Below are 17,044 nucleotides of genomic sequence, written 5' to 3' on the forward strand. Positions count from 1 at the left end.
TATTGGTCCGTCAAGATTGGGGGGCACTCTTGTCGAGAGTGCGGTGGCGGATCTGCACGTTCTTGCCAAGCAAACGGAATGCACTGGCCAGCCGCTCTGCAATAAAGACCGAGCGGTGCTGACCACCGGTGCAACCGATGCCGACCGTGAGGTAGCTGCGATTGTTGCGCTCCAGATGGGGCAACCAGGTCGCCAGCATGTTTTCGATCTGCTGAGTAAACAGCATCACATCGGCCTGCGCCGAGAGGTAGTTGGCGACCGGCTTATCCTTGCCGGTAAACGGTTTGAGCTCGGGGATCCAGTGCGGGTTGGGCAGGAAGCGGGCATCGAACACGAAGTCGGCATCCTTGGGAATGCCGTACTTGAAGCCGAACGACTCGAACACCAGCACCAGCTCGTTCTCTTTCTTGCCGAGTACCCGGGTCTTGATGAGCTCGCTCAGGTCGTGAATGCTGAGGGTGGTGGTGTCGATGCGCAGGTCAGCGGTCGAGGAGATAGGCGCCAGCAGGTGGGTCTCCTCCCGAATCGCCTCATCCAGCGACAGCTTGTTGCGCGAGAGGGGGTGCAAGCGACGGCTCTCGCCATAGCGCTTGAGCAGAGTGCCGTTGTCGGCGTCGAAGAAGAAGCTGGAGAACTCTACCCGCCCCTCATTGCGCACCTGAGCCAGCAGATTTTCCAGTTTCTCCGGATCGCTCGGCAGGTTGCGCACATCGATACTGACCGCCAGCTTGTCGTACTGGCTCTCCACCGAGACAATCAGCTGGGGCAGCAGATTGACCGGCAGGTTGTCCACACAGTAGTAACCCAGATCTTCCAGCACTCGCAGGGCTACCGTTTTACCGGAGCCCGAACGTCCACTTACCACGATTAACTGCATCTTGTTCCCTCACGCCAAAACGGGTGTCTCATCCTTGGCCTGCTGTCAGGCCGAGGTCATGATCTGATAGAGCTCTTCGTCGCTGGTTGCCTGACGCAACTGGCGGCAAACCGCCTTGTCACCCAGCTTGGAAGCCATCAGAGAAAGGGTCTTGAGATGCTGCTTGCACTCGCTTTCCGGCACCAGCAAGGCAAACAGCAGGTCAACCGGTTGATTGTCGATGGAGTCGAAAGGAATAGGGTCGGCAAAGGTCATCAGGATCGCGGTTGGCGGGAACTCATCGTCAATACGACCGTGGGGTATCGCAATACCGGCACCGATCCCGGTACTACCCATTTTTTCGCGGGCCAACAAGCATTCGAACAGCGCCTGACGGGAGGTGCCAAGGCGTTCGGCGGCCAACTCGCTGATGATTTCGAGGGCGCGTTTCTTGCTGGTACAAGGGACTGCACTTTTGGTGCAGTCCCGACTCAATATATGTTCAAGTTGCATAGTTATTTTTTATTTAACTTATCTTTGTGCTTGATGATCTGCCTGTCCAGCTTGTCGAGCAAGGTGTCTATCGCAGCATACATATCAGCATGCTCAGAGGTAGCAAACACTTCGCCGCCACTGACATGCAATTTAGCTTCCGCTATCTGGTTCAGTTTTTCCACACTAAGCACCACATGAACATTATTAATGTGGTCAAAGTGACGCTCGAGTTTGGCAAATTTGTTACTCACGTATTCACGCAGAGCTTCGGTGATCTCGACATGGTGTCCGGTCAGGTTAATTTGCATAACATCATCCTTTTGTTTTGCCTAAACCAGGCGTTTACGCTGATTGGAAGGTGCGATAAACAAGGATTCGCGATACTTAGCGATCGTGCGTCTCGCCACCATAATACCCTGTTCGGCCAGCAAATCCGCGATCTTGCTATCACTTAACGGCTTGGCAGGATTCTCTGCCGTGACCAGCTTCTTGATGAGCGCGCGAATTGCGGTCGATGAGCACTCTCCTCCTCCTTCGGTGTTCACATGGCTGGAGAAAAAAAACTTCAGTTCAAATATGCCCCTTGGGGTATGCATGTATTTCTGGGTTGTCACCCGGGAAATGGTCGATTCATGCATCTCCACCGCTTCGGCGATGTCGTTGAGCACCATCGGCTTCATCGCCTCTTCACCATACTCGAAAAAGCCCTGTTGTTGCTCGACAATACAACAGGCTACTTTCAGCAGGGTATCATTGCGACTCTCGAGGCTCTTGATGAACCATTTGGCTTCCTGCAGATGGGAGCGAATAAATTGGGTATCCGTGCCACTGCGCGCATTGCGGGCCATGGCAGCATAGGTCTCGTTGACCCGGATGCGCGGGGAAGAATCAGGTTTAGCTCAACGACCCACTTGCTACCCTTCTTGACCACAGAGACATCGGGGATCACATACTGGGAGTCACTCTGGATGATGCCATTGCCGGGGCGCGGCTCCAGCAGCTGGATCAGATCCAGCACCGACTTGAGGTCGCTCTCTTTGAGTTTGGTCTTGCGCGCCAGGGTTCGGTAGTCACGATTACCGAGCAGATCCATATGTTCGAGGATCACCTCCTTGGCCTCGTTGAGCCAGGGAGTCTGCGGGTCATACTGCCCCAGCTGGATCAACAAACACTCCTGCACCGAACGGGCAGCGATGCCGACTGGATCGAAATGCTGCACCCGCTTGAGCACAGCTTCGACCTCATCAAGTTCGACCTCCAGCGCATCGCTACTGACCGCTTGCAGGATATCCTCCAGCTCAACGGTCAAATAGCCGGACTCGTCGATAGCATCGATGATAGCGAGGGCGATGGCGGCATCCACATCGCTGAACGGGGTCAGCCGCATCTGCCACAACAGATAATCTTGCAGGTTTTCGGTGGTCTCGCCCTGATAAACGCTATCTTCCCCATCGTGGATAGGGCCAGCGCTCTGGGCGGTCCCGGCAGAGTAGACTTCATCCCAAGTGGTATCTACCGGCAACTCGTCCGGCATCCGCTCCTGCGCCATGGCATCGCTGGAATCCAGCTGGCTGGCATCAACAGGCTCTTCCGGGCTGGTCTCTTGTACTTCACTCTCTTCCTGCTCCAGCAGGGGGTTATTCTCGAGCGCTTGCTGAATTTCCTGCTGAAGTTCCAAAGTGGAGAGCTGGAGCAGACGAATAGCTTGTTGTAATTGCGGCGTCATGGTCAGGGATTGACCGAGACGCAACTGTAATGTCGGCTTCATCTACGTCGGGATATCCTTATGTTCAGCGAGGCATTCGTCAAAGAGAATGAAGGCATGCCCCCTTACTATAGACTGAATTGATCGCCCAAATAGACGCGCTTGACCTGTTCATCGGCGAGGATGTCCGCCGGTGCACCTTCGGCAATCATCTTGCCGTGGCTGACGATATAGGCCTTCTCACATACGTCCAGAGTCTCTCTGACGTTGTGGTCGGTAATCAAGACGCCAAGGCCTCTATCTTTCAGATGCTGAATGATCTTCTTGATGTCTATCACAGAAATCGGGTCAACCCCGGCAAAGGGTTCATCCAGCAGAATAAAACGCGGCTCGGCCGCCAGTGCGCGGGCGATCTCGACCCGGCGGCGCTCACCGCCGGAGAGGCTCTGGCCCAGGTTGTCACGAATGTGGGTGATGTTGAACTCTTCCAGCAGTTGCTGAACCTTGTCCTCACGCTCCTCGCGACTCAACCCCTTGCGGGTCTGCATCACTCCCATCAGGTTGTCGAACACCGACAGGCGACGGAAGATGGAGGCCTCCTGCGGCAGGTAACCGATGCCGTTACGCGCCCGCACATGCATGGGCTGCAGGCTGATGTCCTGATCGTCGATGGTGATGAGACCGGCATCGCGCTGTACCAGCCCCACGATCATGTAGAAGGAGGTGGTCTTGCCCGCCCCGTTAGGGCCGAGCAGGCCGACAATCTGGCCGGTGCCCACTTCAAGGCTGACGTCACTCACCACCATGCGGCGCTTGTAGCTCTTCTGCAGGCCCACTGCTTTTAACACTGCCATGGCTTATTTTCCCTGCTTCTTCTGGTCGGCGGGCTTGTCGAAATTCTCTACCTGATCCGGCAGGAACACGGTTTTGACCCGCTGGCTCGGGCTCTTGCTCTCGGCAATCATCTTCTGTTTGACGATGTCGTAGCGGATCAGATCGCCATTGACCTGGCTATCTTCCTGCTTGAGCTGACCGTTGCCGGTGATGGTCACCAGCCGGTTCTTCAGCTCGTAGCGGATGGTATTGCCGTGGGCATTGACCGGCTTGCCGTTATCCAGGATCTGGAAGAAGGTGGCGGGCTTACCGTAGGCAGTCATCACCTCGGCCCCTTTCTCGCCGGAACGGGTCACTACCACCTTGTCAGCCTTGATTCGGATGGTGCCCTGATTGATGGTCACATCCTCTTCGAAGGTGATGCGGTTGTCCTGCATCTCGGCCACCTGTTTGACGGCATCGACGTAGACCTTCTCGGCAAAGTCGGACTCTTTGGCGGTCACCGCACCACACAACAATAGGGCTGCGAGGGCCAGATTAGCGTTTTTCATTGAAATAGATGGCATGGCCTTGATCCAGTAACTCAAAATATTTGCGGTCCAGATGGCCCTTGAGGCCAACCCCTTGGGTCTGGAAATCCCGACCCAGAATGTTCACTTCCCGGTTGCTGCGCACATCCTGTGTCACCAGATCCAGCTCCAGATAGGATGTATCCAGTGTGGAGATGAAAGAGGTAGGTAGCAGACCATCCAGATGCACCTTGTCCCGCAGGATGACGTTGTCGCCGGTGTTGAGCACGCCGGTTTCGGCGGTCACCTTCCACTCGGCGGCACCCTGATCGTCATACATGTAGACCACCGGCTTGTCGAAGGTGGCCTGCTCGAGGATTTGATAATACTCGGCGTAGGTCGACTCCAGCCGCTCGGTGCGCTTGCCATTGATATCAAAACGGGTGGTCACCAGATCTTTGGCGACAAAATCCGGCTGATAGTTTTCGATTATGACGGCACTTTCCGGCACCAGCTCAACCTTGCCCAACTGCCAGGCAACCAGCGCGACCAGAAACAGCAGGGCAAACAACAGGGTCTGTCTGCTCATACCGAGGCCTCGGGCTGATAATCGTCATGGCCCTGCGCCTGCAAAATGAGGTCACACACCTCGCGCACCGCCCCCATGCCACCGCCAAGCCGGGTCACCATATCGGCACGGCTCAGCACCAGCGGATGGGCATCGGCCACCGCGATACCCAGGCCGCAAGCGTCCATCACCGGCAGATCGATGGTGTCATCGCCCATATAGGCGGCCTGCTCAGCAGTCAGCCCCAGCTTGGCCAGCAGCGCTTCGAAGTGAGGCAGCTTTTTATCAGCCCCCTGCACCACATGAGCCACACCCAGGCTTTTCATCCGATCGCTGACGATACGGGAGTTGCGCCCAGTGATGATGGCGATCTCGATCCCGGCATTGAGCAGCGCTCGCATGCCCGCACCATCGCGGGTGCAGAAGGTTTTCAGCTCTTCGCCGTTGTTTCCCATGTAGATGAGGCCGTTGGAGAGCACCCCGTCCACATCGCACACCAGCAGGCGGATTTGCGCCGCCTTCTCAAACTGGCTGCGCGTCACCGGACCATAGAGGGTCGGTACGTTTTGCATCAAATTACTCCGGCTTTCAGCAGGTCGTGCATGTTGAAGGCGCCGAGCGGGCGCTTGTCACCATCCACCACCAGTAATCCGTTGATTTTTCTCGTTTCCATCAGCTTGACGGCTTCTGCAGCCATCATCTCTGGGCCTACGGTAACACAGTTGGCCGTCATCACACGGCTGATGGGGGTGTGATGGATATCGATCTGCTGGTCGAGAATGCGGCGCAGGTCGCCATCGGTAAAGAGCCCAGCCAGCAGGCCATTGCCATCGACCACAGCCGTCATACCAAGCCCTTTGCGGCTCACTTCCAGCAGCGCCTGGCTGATGGTGGCATCTATCCCCACCCGGGGCAACAGCTCACCGCAGTGCATCAGGTCGCCGACCCGCAGCAACAGACGCTTGCCAAGGGAACCGCCCGGGTGAGAGAGGGCGAAGTCATCGGCGGTAAAACCGCGTGCTTCCAGCAGGGCGACCGCCAGGGCATCGCCCATGACTAAGGTTGCCGTGGTGCTGGAAGTGGGTGCCAGACCCAGCGGGCAGGCCTCTTTCTCCACCTTGATGCACAGATGCACGTTGGCCTCTTTGGCCATGGTGGAGGCGGGATTGCCAGTCATGCAGATGAGCGGAATGCCGCGGCGCTTGAGTACCGGCAGCAGTGCCAGGATTTCGTCACTCTCGCCGGAGTTGGAGATGGCGATAATAAGGTCGCCACTGGAGATCATCCCCAGATCGCCGTGACTCGCTTCTCCCGGGTGAAGGAAGAAGGCCGGGGTGCCGGTGCTGGCGAGGGTGGCGGCGATCTTGCTGCCGATATGGCCCGATTTGCCCATGCCGGTGACCACTATCTTGCCACCGCAGCGCAGCACCATCTCGCACGCCTTGTCGAAGGCGTCGTTCAGATACTGATAGAGTCCATCAATGGCTTGCTTTTCTGTGTCCAGCACCGCGCGGGCACTGCGACGAAAATCGAACAGTTCAGACACTTTCTCAGGCTTTACAGACATAAAGACACAGCTCCGGGCCGAAATTAGCTGCGGGATTATAAAAAAGTCTGCCCGGATAAGCGAATCGGATGGCAAGTCCCGCTCTCGATGACGCACTTTGTTACAGAAAACTGTCGTGCAAATGGGCTTGCAGCCTGTTCAATAGTTGTTCCTTGCTGTTGCTTAGACCTAGACTACCCCATAAAATTCGCACCTCATTTACACCGGATGGACAATTGTTTGAACAATGACCTGATCACCATCTCCGATCTGACCTTCAGTCACGGAGATCGGCTGTTGTATGACGGGATCAACCTGACCATTCCTCGTGGCAAGGTAACCGCCGTCATGGGCCCGAGCGGCATCGGTAAAACCACCCTGCTGCGGCTGATCGGTGGCCAGCTCAAGCCGGAGTCCGGTCACATTCTGTTTGACGGGGAAGATATCCCCACCCTCTCCCGTTCGCGCCTCTATGAAGTGCGCAAGCGGATGAGCATGCTGTTCCAGAGCGGCGCCCTGTTTACCGGCATGACGGTCTACGACAACGTGGCCTTCCCGCTACGGGAGCACTCCGGCCTGCCGGAGGAGCTGATCCACACCATCGTCATGATGAAGCTGCAGGCGGTGGGCTTGCGCGGCGCAGCGAAACTGATGCCCTCCGAGCTCTCCGGCGGCATGGCGCGCCGGGCGGCGCTGGCACGGGCAATTGCGCTCGATCCTGACCTCATCATGTATGACGAGCCGTTTGTCGGGCAGGATCCCATCACCATGGCGGTGCTGGTCAAGCTGATCAAGGAGCTGAACGATGCCCTCGGTATCACCTCAGTCATCGTCACCCACGATGTGAAAGAGGTGCTGAGCATCGCCGATTACGCCTACATCATTGCCAATCGCAAGGTGGTGGCGCACGGCACGCCGGATCAGCTGCGCGAGGAGCACAATCCCGAAGTCGAGCAGTTCCTCAAAGGATTGCCCGATGGTCCTGTTCCGTTTCATTTTCCGGCAGGCGATCTGCTACAGGATCTCTGATGTTGATAAGTCAAATAAGCAAGCTGGGGCGGGTCGGAGTGCGGTTTATCAGCTCCGTCGGTCGCGCCACTATCATGTTGTTCCATGCGCTGGCGGGCAAACCCGAACCGCGCAAGCACTTCCCGCTGCTTGTCCAGCAGTTGTATGTGGTGGGCGTACAGTCGGTGGCCATCATTCTGGTCTCCGGCCTGTTCATCGGCATGGTGCTCTCGCTGCAGGGTTACAACGTATTGAAGGATTTCGGCGCCGAGCAGAGCCTGGGGCCGCTGGTCTCCCTCTCCCTGCTGCGGGAGCTGGGTCCTGTGGTCACGGCGCTGCTGTTTGCCGGCCGTGCCGGTTCGGCCCTGACCGCTGAAATCGGCCTGATGAAGGCCACCGAGCAACTTTCAAGCCTAGAGATGATGGCGGTCGACCCACTGCGCCGGGTGGTTGCCCCCCGCTTCTGGGCTGGCGTCATCAGCATGCCGCTGCTGGCCTTTATGTTCAGCCTGATCGGCATCTTCGGCGGCAAGCTGGTTGGTGTGGACTGGCTCGGCGTGGACGAAGGGGGCTTCTGGTCTGCCATGCAGGCCTCCGTCGACTGGCATGAAGACATCATGCAGGGCGCCATCAAGAGCCTGATTTTCGCCCTGGTGGTCACCTGGATTGCGCTCTTTAACGGCTATGATGCCAAGCCGACCTCGGCCGGGATCAGTCAGGCCACGACCCGAACCGTGGTCCACTCATCCCTCGCCGTGCTCGGCCTGGATTTTATACTCACTGCAGTCATGTTTGGATAAGGTAAAGATGAAGTTCAGCAAAGTAGAATTCCTGGTCGGCACCTTCATGCTGGCTGGCATCGGTGCCATTCTGGCACTGGCCCTGCAAGTGGCCGGTTTGAGCTTCAAACCGGAAGGAGAAACCTATACCCTGCGCGCGCATTTCGATAATATCGGCGGCCTGAAAGTCCGGTCGCCGGTCAAGGTCGGCGGCGTGGTGGTCGGTCGGGTCAGCGACATCGTACTGGACCCGAAAACCCAGGTGCCCGAAGTCACCCTGATGATGCAAAAGAGCGCTGGCGAGTTCGCCGATACCAGTTCCCTCTCCATCCTCACCTCCGGTCTGCTCGGCGAGCAGTACATCGGTCTGGCCCCCGGCTTCAGCGATGAGGAGATGGGCACCGAGATGCTCAAGGATGGCGACCTGATTGAAGACACCAAATCCGCCATCGTGCTGGAAGATCTGATTGGCAAGTTCCTTTACAGCCAATCCTCCGACAGCAAGTCAGACAGCAAGAAGGAGTAACCATGTTCAAGAAAATCGCCCTGCTGCTGGGCCTGATGACCAGCATGCTCTTTTCCCTGTCTGCCCAGGCCGCAGTCGATGCCACCGACCCCAACGCGCTGGTGGATCAGGCTGCCAAGCAGACCTTTGCCCGCCTGAAAGCCGATCAGGCCCAGGTGAAGAGCAATCCGGATCACCTGCGGGTGATCATCCGCGAAGAGCTGCTGCCCTATGTGGACAACCGCTTCGCCGCCTACAAGGTGCTTGGCAACCAGATTAAAGAGACTACCGAAGCGCAGCGCAATGCCTTCGTCGAGGTGTTCACCGAGTACATGGTGAGCTCCTACGCCGATGCGCTGGCCCATTTTGACAAGCAGACCGTCAAGGTCGAGCCGGGCAAAGCTCCCAGCGGCAACATCACCGCCGTCAACGTCAGCGTGAAAGAGGCCGGCAAGCCGGACATCTTCCTCGAGTTCAAGCTGCGCAAGAACAACAAGACCGGCGAGTGGAAAGCCTTTGACATGGTAGCCGAGGGGATCAGCCTGCTCTCCGCCAAACAGAGCGAGCTCGGCGGTTTGATCCGCCAGAACGGCATCGATGCGGTGATCGCCCAGTTGCGCGAACACAACGCCAAGCCGCTGGTGTTGAAACCATGACTCTCAGCGGTGAGCTGCAGGCGCCACAGGTCAATGACCTGTGGCAACGCCGCGCCGAATGGTGGCAGGACGACCAGCTTGAGCTCGGCGGCGTCACCACCCTCGACTCTGCCGGACTGGCCCTGCTGGTCAAATGGGCCAAAGCCGTATTAGCGCGAGGCGCCACACCGCAACTGGTGGGCGCCTCCAGTGATTTCTATACCCTGGCCAACCTCTACGGGGTGGCCGGGCTGTTTCAGTCAACCCCGCTCACAACTGAGGACGCATAATGCAAGTCTCTGAAATTGAAGCGATACTCCTTGAGGCTCTGCCATTGTCCGAAGTCCATGTCAAAGGGGACGGTAGTCACTACCAAGTGATCGCCGTCGGTGACATGTTTGACGGCATGAGCCGGGTCAAGAAGCAGCAGGCCATCTATGCCCCGCTGATGGACAAGATCGCCAGCAACGCCATTCACGCCCTCTCCATCAAGGCGTTCACCGACGCCGAGTGGAAACGCGAACGTAAATTCCTATTGCCCTCCTGATTTGGTAACGAAGTAAAAATGGACAAATTCAAAATCGATGGTCGTTGTACTCTCAACGGCGAAGCGACCATCTCCGGCGCCAAAAACGCCGCGCTGCCGATCCTGTTCGCGACCCTGCTCTGTGATGAAGAGGTACACCTCTCCAACGTGCCGCGCCTGAAAGATGTGGGCACCACCATCAAGCTGCTGGAGATGCTGGGCGCGACCACCAAGGTCAACGGCAACGTCACCGTGCTGACCGGTGCGGTGAACAACCACGTCGCTCCCTACGAGCTGGTGAAGACCATGCGCGCCTCCATTCTGGCGCTGGGCCCGCTGGCCGCCCGTTTCGGCGCCGCTGATGTCTCCCTGCCAGGCGGTTGCGCCATCGGAGCCCGTCCGGTCAACCTGCACGTCCACGGCCTGGAGCTGATGGGCGCCAAGATCACCATCGAAGATGGTTACATCAAGGCCCGTGTCGATGGTCGCCTGAAAGGCGCTCACATCCTGATGGATATGGTCTCCGTGACCGGTACCGAAAACCTGATGATGGCCGCCACCCTGGCTGATGGCCGCACTGTGATCGAAAACGCCGCGCGCGAGCCGGAAGTGGTCGATCTGGCCAACTTCCTCAATACCCTGGGTGCCAAGATCCAGGGGGCGGGCACCGACACCCTGACCATCGACGGTGTCGAGCGTCTGCACGGCGGCAACTACAGCGTGCAGCCTGATCGCATCGAAACCGGTACCTTCCTGGTGGGTGCAGCGGTCACCGGCGGCAAGATCACCTGCCGCAAGACCGACCCGACTCTGCTGGAAGCGGTACTGGTCAAGCTGGAAGAGGCTGGCGCCCTGATTGAGAAGGGTGAAGACTGGATAACCCTCGACATGACTGGCCGCACGCTCAAGCCGGTTACCATCAAGACTGCCCCCTACCCTGCATTCCCGACCGACATGCAGGCACAGTTCACTGTGCTGAACGCCGTCGCCAAAGGCACCGGCATGGTCACCGAGACCATCTTCGAGAACCGCTTCATGCACGTTCCCGAACTGGTACGGATGGGCGCAGACATCGAACTGCAGGGCAATGTGGCCATCTGCCGTGACACCGAGCAACTCAAGGGTGCCCAGGTGATGGCGACCGATCTGCGCGCCTCCGCCAGTCTGGTACTGGCCGGCTTCGTGGCCGAAGGTTCCACCATCGTCGACCGTATCTATCACATCGACCGTGGCTACGAAGACATCGAGCAGAAGCTGCAGGGTCTAGGTGGCCGCATCGAGCGCATCAAGGGCTGATAGCCCCCTGATCGCTGGCCGATAAAAAGGCCCCCTCGCGTTGGCGAGGGGGCCTTTTTCATGGTTTCGGTTCTGTTGAAACCGGGATCAGTGACCCGCCAGCTTCATATTCTCTACCAGCACCGAGCCGGTCTTGAGACTGGATCGCTCATCCTCGTCACGACCTACCGCCACGATATGGCTGAACATCTCGGCCAGATTGCCGGCGATGGTGATCTCCTCGACCGGATAGGCTATCTCGCCATTCTCGACCCAGAAACCGGCAGCACCGCGGGAGTAGTCACCATTGACGATATTGACCCCCTGCCCCATCAACTCGGTCACCAGCAGACCGGTGCCCATCTCTTTCAGCATGCCCTGAAAATCCTGGCCGGTATTGGAAACCTGCCAGTTGTGGATGCCACCGGCGTGACCCGTGGTGGTCAACCCCAGCTTGCGAGCGGAGTAGGAGGTAAGCAGCCAGCTCATCAGCTCGCCATTGCGCACTATGTCCATATCTCGCGTGCGCACCCCTTCCCCATCGAACGGGGTACTGGCAAGCCCGCCCAGCAGGTGGGGGAACTCCTGAATGGTGAGCCACTCGGGCAGGATCTGCTTGCCCAATTTGTCGAGCAGGAAGCTCGACTTGCGATAGAGGTTGCCACCGCTGATGGCCATCACCAGATGGCCCCACAGACCGGAGGCTGTGTCAGGGTGGAACAGCACAGGCGCGTGACGGGTAGAGATCTTGCGGGCACCGAGGCGGGAGACGGTACGCTCCACAGCCTCGTCGGCAATGCGCTGCGGGCTCCAGAGCCCGTCGAGGGTACGGCTGGAGGAGTAGCCGTAATCCCGTTGCATGTCGCCATCCTGCTCGCCGATCAGCACACAGCTCAGGGAGTTGCGCGACGCCGCATAACCTTTGACGAAGCCGTGGCTGTTGCCATAGACCTTGATGCCTAGATGGCTGGAGAAACCGGCGCCGTCGGAGTGCTTGATGCGGGCATCGCGACCAAGCGCCAGCCGTTCGCACTCGATAGCCAGCTCGATCCCGCGCTGGGGATCCAGTTCGATTTGGTGGCACAGTTGCAGGTCGGGGGCATCCCAAGCCAGCAGCTCGGCGTCCGCCAGACCGGCGCAATCATCGGCCGAGGTGTGGCGGGCAATCTCGATGGCCGCTTCAACGGCGGCACGAATGGCGGGTTTGCTCAGATCGGTGGTCGAGGAAGATCCCTTGCAACCATCGCGATAGACAGCGATGCCGAGGGCGCCATCCTTATTGAATTCAATGCTTTCCAGTTCACAACCCCGGGTGTTCACCGACAACCCGGTCTGCTTGCTGATGGAGACTTCGGCCAGCGAGGCGCCCAGTCCTTTGGCTATCTCCAGGGCTTCGGCAACCACGGCCTCGAGATGGGCTTGATCCTGGCGGATTTGGTCTTGCTGATCCATAACTCACATCTGTATGAAAGAAGGAAAGGGGGGTAAGCATATCAGACCCCTGCGCCCAGCGGGAGAAGCTGGTAACATATCTGCCAAACGTGAATGACAGGAATCAAGAGACCGATGAGTCAATATCAAGACGACAACGAGTTCGAAGACTGGGGCCCCAGCAAGAGCCAGCTCAAGCGCGATGCCGAAGCATTGCAGAAAATGGGGGAAGAGATCGTCTCCCTCAGCCACAGCGAGCTGGAAAAAATCCCGTTGGATGAAGAGCTTGCAGAAGCTGTCGAGCTGGGTCGCAAACTCAAGCCGAAGAAGGATGAGTCCTTCCGTCGCCATCTGCAGTTCATCGGCCGCCTGATGCGCAGCCGCGATATCGAGCCGATTGCCGAAGCGCTCTCCATCATCAAGAACCGTCACTCCACCGTGAATGCCCGCCTGCATCGGCTGGAGCAGTGGCGCGAGCGCCTGATCACCGAAGGTGACAGCGCCCTCAACGAGCTGATGTCCCAGTTCCACGAGCTGGATCGCCAGAAGCTGCGCCAGCTGATCCGTTCCGCCAACAAGGAGCGGGAGCTAAACAAGCCGCCGGTCGCCTACCGCGAGATGTACCAGTATCTGCGCGGCGAGATCGAAGACCTGCTGTGATCCCCGAAACACGCCTCCCCTCGCGGAGGCGTGTTTATCTTGATGCCTTTTCCTCTCCACATCCCCCGCCATCCCTGCGCGTTTAATATATCCACCACTTTGCTACCCCAGCCATAACGGCCCATCTCAACAGCCCCGTTAAATCGCCCCTTCAGAGCAGTTCAAAATAAAACCGTTAACAATTTCGCATCATTTTGTTTGACATATTGAACGTCCTTGGCAGACTGAAGAGAGGATCCAGGCTGTCGCTGCCCAGGCTGACCAACGATTCTGCCACCCGGCCCGACGCGGGATCCCATGACCATGCCTTGAGGCATGCCCTTGCCCTAGCGGTTTGCAAGGGCCTGCCCAAGGCGCAGGATGAGACTTCAACGCCAAGGATAATCAAGGTGCCCTATGCCAAATCCCCAGCCTCCCGCCACCCGTAAACCTGTCGTGCTGATGACCATGGGTGCCCAGCCCCGCAACGGCCACGCCTATCAGGTGATGACCCACAAATACATCATGCCGCTGGTGGAGATAAGCGGCTGCGTCCCGCTGCTGGTGCCCACCTGCTGCGGCACCACCGATCTGGAGCAGTATCTGGATCTGGCTGACGGCATCTATCTGAGCGGCGCCGGTTCCAATATCGATCCGGCCCTCTACGGTCAGGAGAACCTCACGCCGGAAAAACAGCAGGACAGGGATCGCGACCTGTTCGATCTGCCCCTCATCAAGGGAGCGCTCGCCCGTGGCTTGCCGATCCTCGGTATCTGCCGCGGAATGCAGGAGATCAACGTGGCGCTGGGGGGAGACATTCATCAGAAGGTCTATAACGAGCCGGGTTATGACGATCACCGGGAGGATGCCGACGATCCGGTCGACGAGCAGTATGGGCCGAGCCATCAGATCAAACTGCTGCCGGGCAGCTGGTTTGCCGAACTGATGGGGGAAGAACAGATTCCGGTCAACTCCCTGCATGGGCAGGGCATCAACCGGTTGGGGAAGGGTCTGGAGCCGTTGGCCCACGCAGAAGATGGGCTGATCGAGGCACTTCATGCTCCCGCACTGTCACCCTTTTTGCTGGCAGTACAGTGGCATCCGGAGTGGAAAGCCAATGAAAACCCCCACTCCATCAAGATCTTTCAAGCCTTTGGCGATGCCTGCCGCCAACGCAGTGCATTGATGGCAGCGAGTTAACCCCTCATCGATTCAGTCGCCAAACCCGCGCGCCTTGAGCTTGGGCAGTCCGCCCCGCTCGGGGCGCAGGGTGCGGCAGATATCCATCCCCTTGAGCCCGCGCTGGATATGGTCAGGCGAATGGCCAAACACCATGCCGTTGCTGCGGTAGAGGTTGTTGTCGTCCAGCTCGAACTTCTCGCCGCCGATCAGCAGCTGCTCGCGGCCATTGACCGTGTCGCCCCGCTTGATGGGCACCTTCATATCGCTCAGCACCTCGCCGGTGGCACACCCCTCGCGCCAGCGCGCCTCGCTGGAGAAGGGGGTAATGGCTATTTCACGCCAGGAGCCATCCCGGAATTCGACCCGATACTTCTCGGCCAGCAGGTCGCAGCCAGCCAATGGAAACAGGGCCATCAAACAGATGATTTTCTTTGAAAATTTCACTCAATCGCACTCCTTTGCCCGGTTCTGCACAGGATAAATAAATTGCCGCCCCAACGCACCATTTCCCCGCGCCGTAGCAGCTATGCTGGAAATAAAACCACAATAAGGTGCTGCTATGGCTGGCGAAAACCTCACCGCGCTACCGACGCTGATCTGGATTGGCGAACACCCGTTCTGGACCCTGCTCACCCTCTCCCTGATGCTGATCCACTTCTGGCGACGTCCGGGACAGCGACGGGAGCTGCTCTCCGAGCTCAGTTTCGTGATGATAAGCGCGGTGGTGATCCTGCTGATCCAGCTGGAAGGGGGCTGGTTCAAACTGCCGCTGCCCCATCAATTGCTGATCGAGATCTCCACCCTGCTGGCCGGCCTGATACTGGTCAAGATATGGGGGATCCTGCTGTTCGAGTTTCTGCTCCCCCTCTGCCATGTGCGGATCCCGCGGATCATCGCCGATATCGTCATCACCATCGGCTATATCGGCTGGGGTCTGTTTCGCCTCTACGCCTCCGGCATGGCGCTCGGAGAGATAGTCACCACCTCGGCGGTCATCACCGCGGTCATCGCCTTCGCCATGCAGGACACCCTGGGCAACCTGCTGGCCGGGGTCTCTATTCAGCTCGACAACTCCATCGCCATCGGTGACTGGCTGCAAGTCGACACCACCCAGGGCCGGGTGGTGGAGATCAACTGGCGTGCCACCACCATCGAAACCCGCAACTGGGAGACAGTCGTCATCCCCAACAGCCATCTGCTCAAACAGCGCTTCACCGTGCTCGGGCGCCGCCGTGGCGAACCCTTGCAGTGGCGGCGCTGGGTCTGGTTCGATCTGACCCTGGATACCCTGCCGACCCAGATCATCGCGCTGATCGAGAAATCCCTGCGGGAGACCAAGCTCCCCTGTGTTGCCAAGCACCCGCAACCGGACTGCCTGTTGATGAACGTCGAAGGAGGGATTGCCCGCTATGCGGTGCGCTACTGGCTGACCGATCTGGCTCGCGACGATCCGACCGACTCCATGGTGCGCAGCCTGATCGATGCCGCCCTGCGCCGCAACGATCGCCGCCTCACCCCGCCGATCTTCAACGTCTTTATGGCCAAGGAGAAGCAGCATCTGGATGCTCGCCACAAGCGCCACACTGCCGAACGAACCGATACCCTGCGCAAGCTGCCGCTGTTTGCCATGTTGCAGGAGAACGAGCTGCTCCAGCTGGCCGATCAGGTGAAGTTCGCCCCCTTCGTCAGCGGCGACATCATGCTGGAGCAGGGAGATGTCTCCAGCTGGCTGTTCGTGCTGGTCAAAGGGGAAGCCGAGATGGTGGTCAATGTCGAGGGACGAGAGCTGAAGCTTGGTACGCTCAACGCGGGAGACTTTTTTGGCGAACTGAGCCTGCTCACCGGCGAGCCCAGCTCCTTCACGGTACGGGCGGTGGCCACCGTCGAAACCTATCGCATCAATCAGGGGATGTTTCAGGAGCTGGTGATGCAGCGCGAGGCGCTGGTCGAGCCCCTCTACCGGGTGCTGAGCGACCGCCAGCAGGAGCAGCAGGCGCTGCTGGAGCGGGAAGCGGAAGCCATGAAACAGCCACCACAACAGCTTGATCTGCTTGATAAGCTGATGAAGCTGTTCGGCGGAAGATGACGTAGCATGGCATCGTATTGAGGACGTGAAGAGAGAACCGCAGCCATGTTACTGACAACCCTGGCCCTTGCCGCCAGCCTGCAATTTGATTGTCCCGCCACCATCGAGACTCGCCAGCAGCTGCTGACCCCGCAGCAGGGCTGGCAGGCGTTCACCCGCAATGACGATGGCAAACCGGACGAAACCCTCAGTCACCGGCTCGATAATCTGGCCCTGTTCGACGGAGATCCTGCCGAACTGGCCCAACTCAAACCGGATAATGGCGACAGCGACGAGATCCACTACTGGAGCCAGCTCGATAGCAGCCTGCGCCCGCTCTATCTGGTCTGCCGCTATCAGAACAGCGCCATCACCCTGCAGCAGGCGCTGCCCGTCGGCATCAGCTACTGCCGCGTCAACCAGCGCGATCGCAACACCCTGCTCGGGCTGGTTTGTCGCAAATAGCGGGCGTAACCCCTTGCCATA

General features: G+C 58.6%; 21 protein-coding genes and 1 pseudogene. 11 read left to right on the forward strand and 11 right to left on the reverse strand.

Annotated features, from left to right (window positions below):
• Window positions 1-10: 10 nt before the first annotated feature.
• From rapZ to ACTG2J_RS19350, 9 genes and pseudogenes are all read right to left on the reverse strand, one after another.
• Entirely contained in the window at window positions 11-877 is an 867-nt protein-coding gene (gene rapZ, locus ACTG2J_RS19310) for an RNase adapter RapZ (protein ID WP_236768683.1), read from the reverse strand.
• A gap of 45 nt (window positions 878-922) precedes the next feature.
• Window positions 923-1,369 carry a PTS IIA-like nitrogen regulatory protein PtsN gene (gene ptsN, locus ACTG2J_RS19315; protein WP_005336322.1) on the reverse strand — a complete coding sequence of 149 codons (447 nt, stop codon included), beginning with the start codon at window positions 1,367-1,369 and terminating at the stop codon, window positions 923-925.
• Window positions 1,370-1,371: 2 nt separating this feature from the next.
• The gene (gene hpf / locus ACTG2J_RS19320; protein WP_042024526.1) at window positions 1,372-1,659 is read right to left on the reverse strand and encodes a ribosome hibernation promoting factor; all 288 of its coding nucleotides are present in this window, start codon (window positions 1,657-1,659) and stop codon (window positions 1,372-1,374) included.
• A gap of 21 nt (window positions 1,660-1,680) precedes the next feature.
• Window positions 1,681-3,119: pseudogene (locus ACTG2J_RS19325) on the reverse strand (RNA polymerase factor sigma-54).
• A gap of 65 nt (window positions 3,120-3,184) precedes the next feature.
• Window positions 3,185-3,910, reverse strand: a complete 726-nt coding sequence (lptB, locus tag ACTG2J_RS19330; protein ID WP_005336333.1) for an LPS export ABC transporter ATP-binding protein — start codon at window positions 3,908-3,910, stop codon at window positions 3,185-3,187.
• 3 nt (window positions 3,911-3,913) lie between these two features.
• The gene (gene lptA / locus ACTG2J_RS19335) at window positions 3,914-4,441 is read right to left on the reverse strand and encodes a lipopolysaccharide transport periplasmic protein LptA (protein WP_040068817.1); all 528 of its coding nucleotides are present in this window, start codon (window positions 4,439-4,441) and stop codon (window positions 3,914-3,916) included.
• Window positions 4,428-4,988, reverse strand: a complete 561-nt coding sequence (lptC, locus tag ACTG2J_RS19340; protein WP_439997790.1) for an LPS export ABC transporter periplasmic protein LptC — start codon at window positions 4,986-4,988, stop codon at window positions 4,428-4,430. Before lptC ends, lptA begins: the two co-directional genes overlap by 14 nt.
• The gene (gene kdsC / locus ACTG2J_RS19345) at window positions 4,985-5,539 is read right to left on the reverse strand and encodes a 3-deoxy-manno-octulosonate-8-phosphatase KdsC (protein WP_113740250.1); all 555 of its coding nucleotides are present in this window, start codon (window positions 5,537-5,539) and stop codon (window positions 4,985-4,987) included. The genes lptC and kdsC overlap by 4 nt, the downstream gene beginning before the upstream one ends.
• Window positions 5,539-6,534 carry a KpsF/GutQ family sugar-phosphate isomerase gene (locus ACTG2J_RS19350; RefSeq protein ID WP_113740249.1) on the reverse strand — a complete coding sequence of 332 codons (996 nt, stop codon included), beginning with the start codon at window positions 6,532-6,534 and terminating at the stop codon, window positions 5,539-5,541. Before ACTG2J_RS19350 ends, kdsC begins: the two co-directional genes overlap by 1 nt.
• A gap of 207 nt (window positions 6,535-6,741) precedes the next feature.
• Here ACTG2J_RS19350 and mlaF point away from each other — a divergent pair, with 207 nt between their 5' ends.
• The 7 genes from mlaF to murA are packed head-to-tail and all read left to right on the forward strand — an operon-like array spanning window position 6,742 to window position 11,262.
• On the forward strand, window positions 6,742-7,542 hold the full coding sequence (gene mlaF / locus ACTG2J_RS19355; RefSeq protein ID WP_005336343.1) for a phospholipid ABC transporter ATP-binding protein MlaF: 801 nt from the start codon (window positions 6,742-6,744) through the stop codon (window positions 7,540-7,542).
• The gene (gene mlaE, locus ACTG2J_RS19360) at window positions 7,542-8,321 is read left to right on the forward strand and encodes a lipid asymmetry maintenance ABC transporter permease subunit MlaE (RefSeq protein ID WP_005336345.1); all 780 of its coding nucleotides are present in this window, start codon (window positions 7,542-7,544) and stop codon (window positions 8,319-8,321) included. Before mlaF ends, mlaE begins: the two co-directional genes overlap by 1 nt.
• Before the next feature lie 7 nt (window positions 8,322-8,328).
• Window positions 8,329-8,826 (forward strand): outer membrane lipid asymmetry maintenance protein MlaD, encoded by a 498-nt coding sequence (gene mlaD / locus ACTG2J_RS19365; protein ID WP_005336348.1) that lies wholly within the window; start codon window positions 8,329-8,331, stop codon window positions 8,824-8,826.
• Between the two features lie 2 nt (window positions 8,827-8,828).
• Entirely contained in the window at window positions 8,829-9,461 is a 633-nt protein-coding gene (locus ACTG2J_RS19370; RefSeq protein WP_005336350.1) for an MlaC/ttg2D family ABC transporter substrate-binding protein, read from the forward strand.
• The gene (locus ACTG2J_RS19375; RefSeq protein ID WP_005336352.1) at window positions 9,458-9,730 is read left to right on the forward strand and encodes an STAS domain-containing protein; all 273 of its coding nucleotides are present in this window, start codon (window positions 9,458-9,460) and stop codon (window positions 9,728-9,730) included. Before ACTG2J_RS19370 ends, ACTG2J_RS19375 begins: the two co-directional genes overlap by 4 nt.
• A complete protein-coding gene (gene ibaG / locus ACTG2J_RS19380; RefSeq protein WP_005306001.1) occupies window positions 9,730-9,987 on the forward strand; it encodes a BolA family iron metabolism protein IbaG in 258 nt (85 codons plus the stop codon). Before ACTG2J_RS19375 ends, ibaG begins: the two co-directional genes overlap by 1 nt.
• 18 nt (window positions 9,988-10,005) lie before the next feature.
• Window positions 10,006-11,262, forward strand: a complete 1,257-nt coding sequence (murA, locus tag ACTG2J_RS19385; RefSeq protein ID WP_439997791.1) for a UDP-N-acetylglucosamine 1-carboxyvinyltransferase — start codon at window positions 10,006-10,008, stop codon at window positions 11,260-11,262.
• An 87-nt stretch (window positions 11,263-11,349) separates the two neighbouring features.
• Here murA and pmbA read toward each other — a convergent pair whose 3' ends face one another.
• Window positions 11,350-12,693, reverse strand: coding sequence for a metalloprotease PmbA (gene pmbA / locus ACTG2J_RS19390; RefSeq protein WP_058057516.1), 1,344 nt, complete (start codon window positions 12,691-12,693; stop codon window positions 11,350-11,352).
• Window positions 12,694-12,807: 114 nt separating this feature from the next.
• On the opposite strand from pmbA, the gene yjgA reads away from it, so the two are divergent.
• Together yjgA and ACTG2J_RS19400 are read left to right on the forward strand one after the other, a co-directional pair.
• A complete protein-coding gene (gene yjgA / locus ACTG2J_RS19395; RefSeq protein WP_005336359.1) occupies window positions 12,808-13,332 on the forward strand; it encodes a ribosome biogenesis factor YjgA in 525 nt (174 codons plus the stop codon).
• Between the two features lie 396 nt (window positions 13,333-13,728).
• Window positions 13,729-14,511 carry a gamma-glutamyl-gamma-aminobutyrate hydrolase family protein gene (locus ACTG2J_RS19400; RefSeq protein ID WP_021231832.1) on the forward strand — a complete coding sequence of 261 codons (783 nt, stop codon included), beginning with the start codon at window positions 13,729-13,731 and terminating at the stop codon, window positions 14,509-14,511.
• A gap of 12 nt (window positions 14,512-14,523) precedes the next feature.
• On the opposite strand, the gene ACTG2J_RS19405 is transcribed toward ACTG2J_RS19400, so the two are convergent.
• A complete protein-coding gene (locus tag ACTG2J_RS19405; protein WP_088868371.1) occupies window positions 14,524-14,907 on the reverse strand; it encodes a hypothetical protein in 384 nt (127 codons plus the stop codon).
• A gap of 145 nt (window positions 14,908-15,052) precedes the next feature.
• Here ACTG2J_RS19405 and ACTG2J_RS19410 point away from each other — a divergent pair, with 145 nt between their 5' ends.
• Both ACTG2J_RS19410 and ACTG2J_RS19415 read left to right on the forward strand, forming a co-directional pair.
• On the forward strand, window positions 15,053-16,579 hold the full coding sequence (locus tag ACTG2J_RS19410) for a mechanosensitive ion channel domain-containing protein (RefSeq protein ID WP_151286515.1): 1,527 nt from the start codon (window positions 15,053-15,055) through the stop codon (window positions 16,577-16,579).
• 45 nt (window positions 16,580-16,624) lie between these two features.
• A complete protein-coding gene (locus tag ACTG2J_RS19415) occupies window positions 16,625-17,023 on the forward strand; it encodes an STY0301 family protein (protein ID WP_439997792.1) in 399 nt (132 codons plus the stop codon).
• Window positions 17,024-17,044: the final 21 nt, after the last annotated feature.

It is taken from the genome of Aeromonas sp. 6P (genome assembly GCF_051919525.1).
Lineage (GTDB): Bacteria > Pseudomonadota > Gammaproteobacteria > Enterobacterales > Aeromonadaceae > Aeromonas > Aeromonas veronii.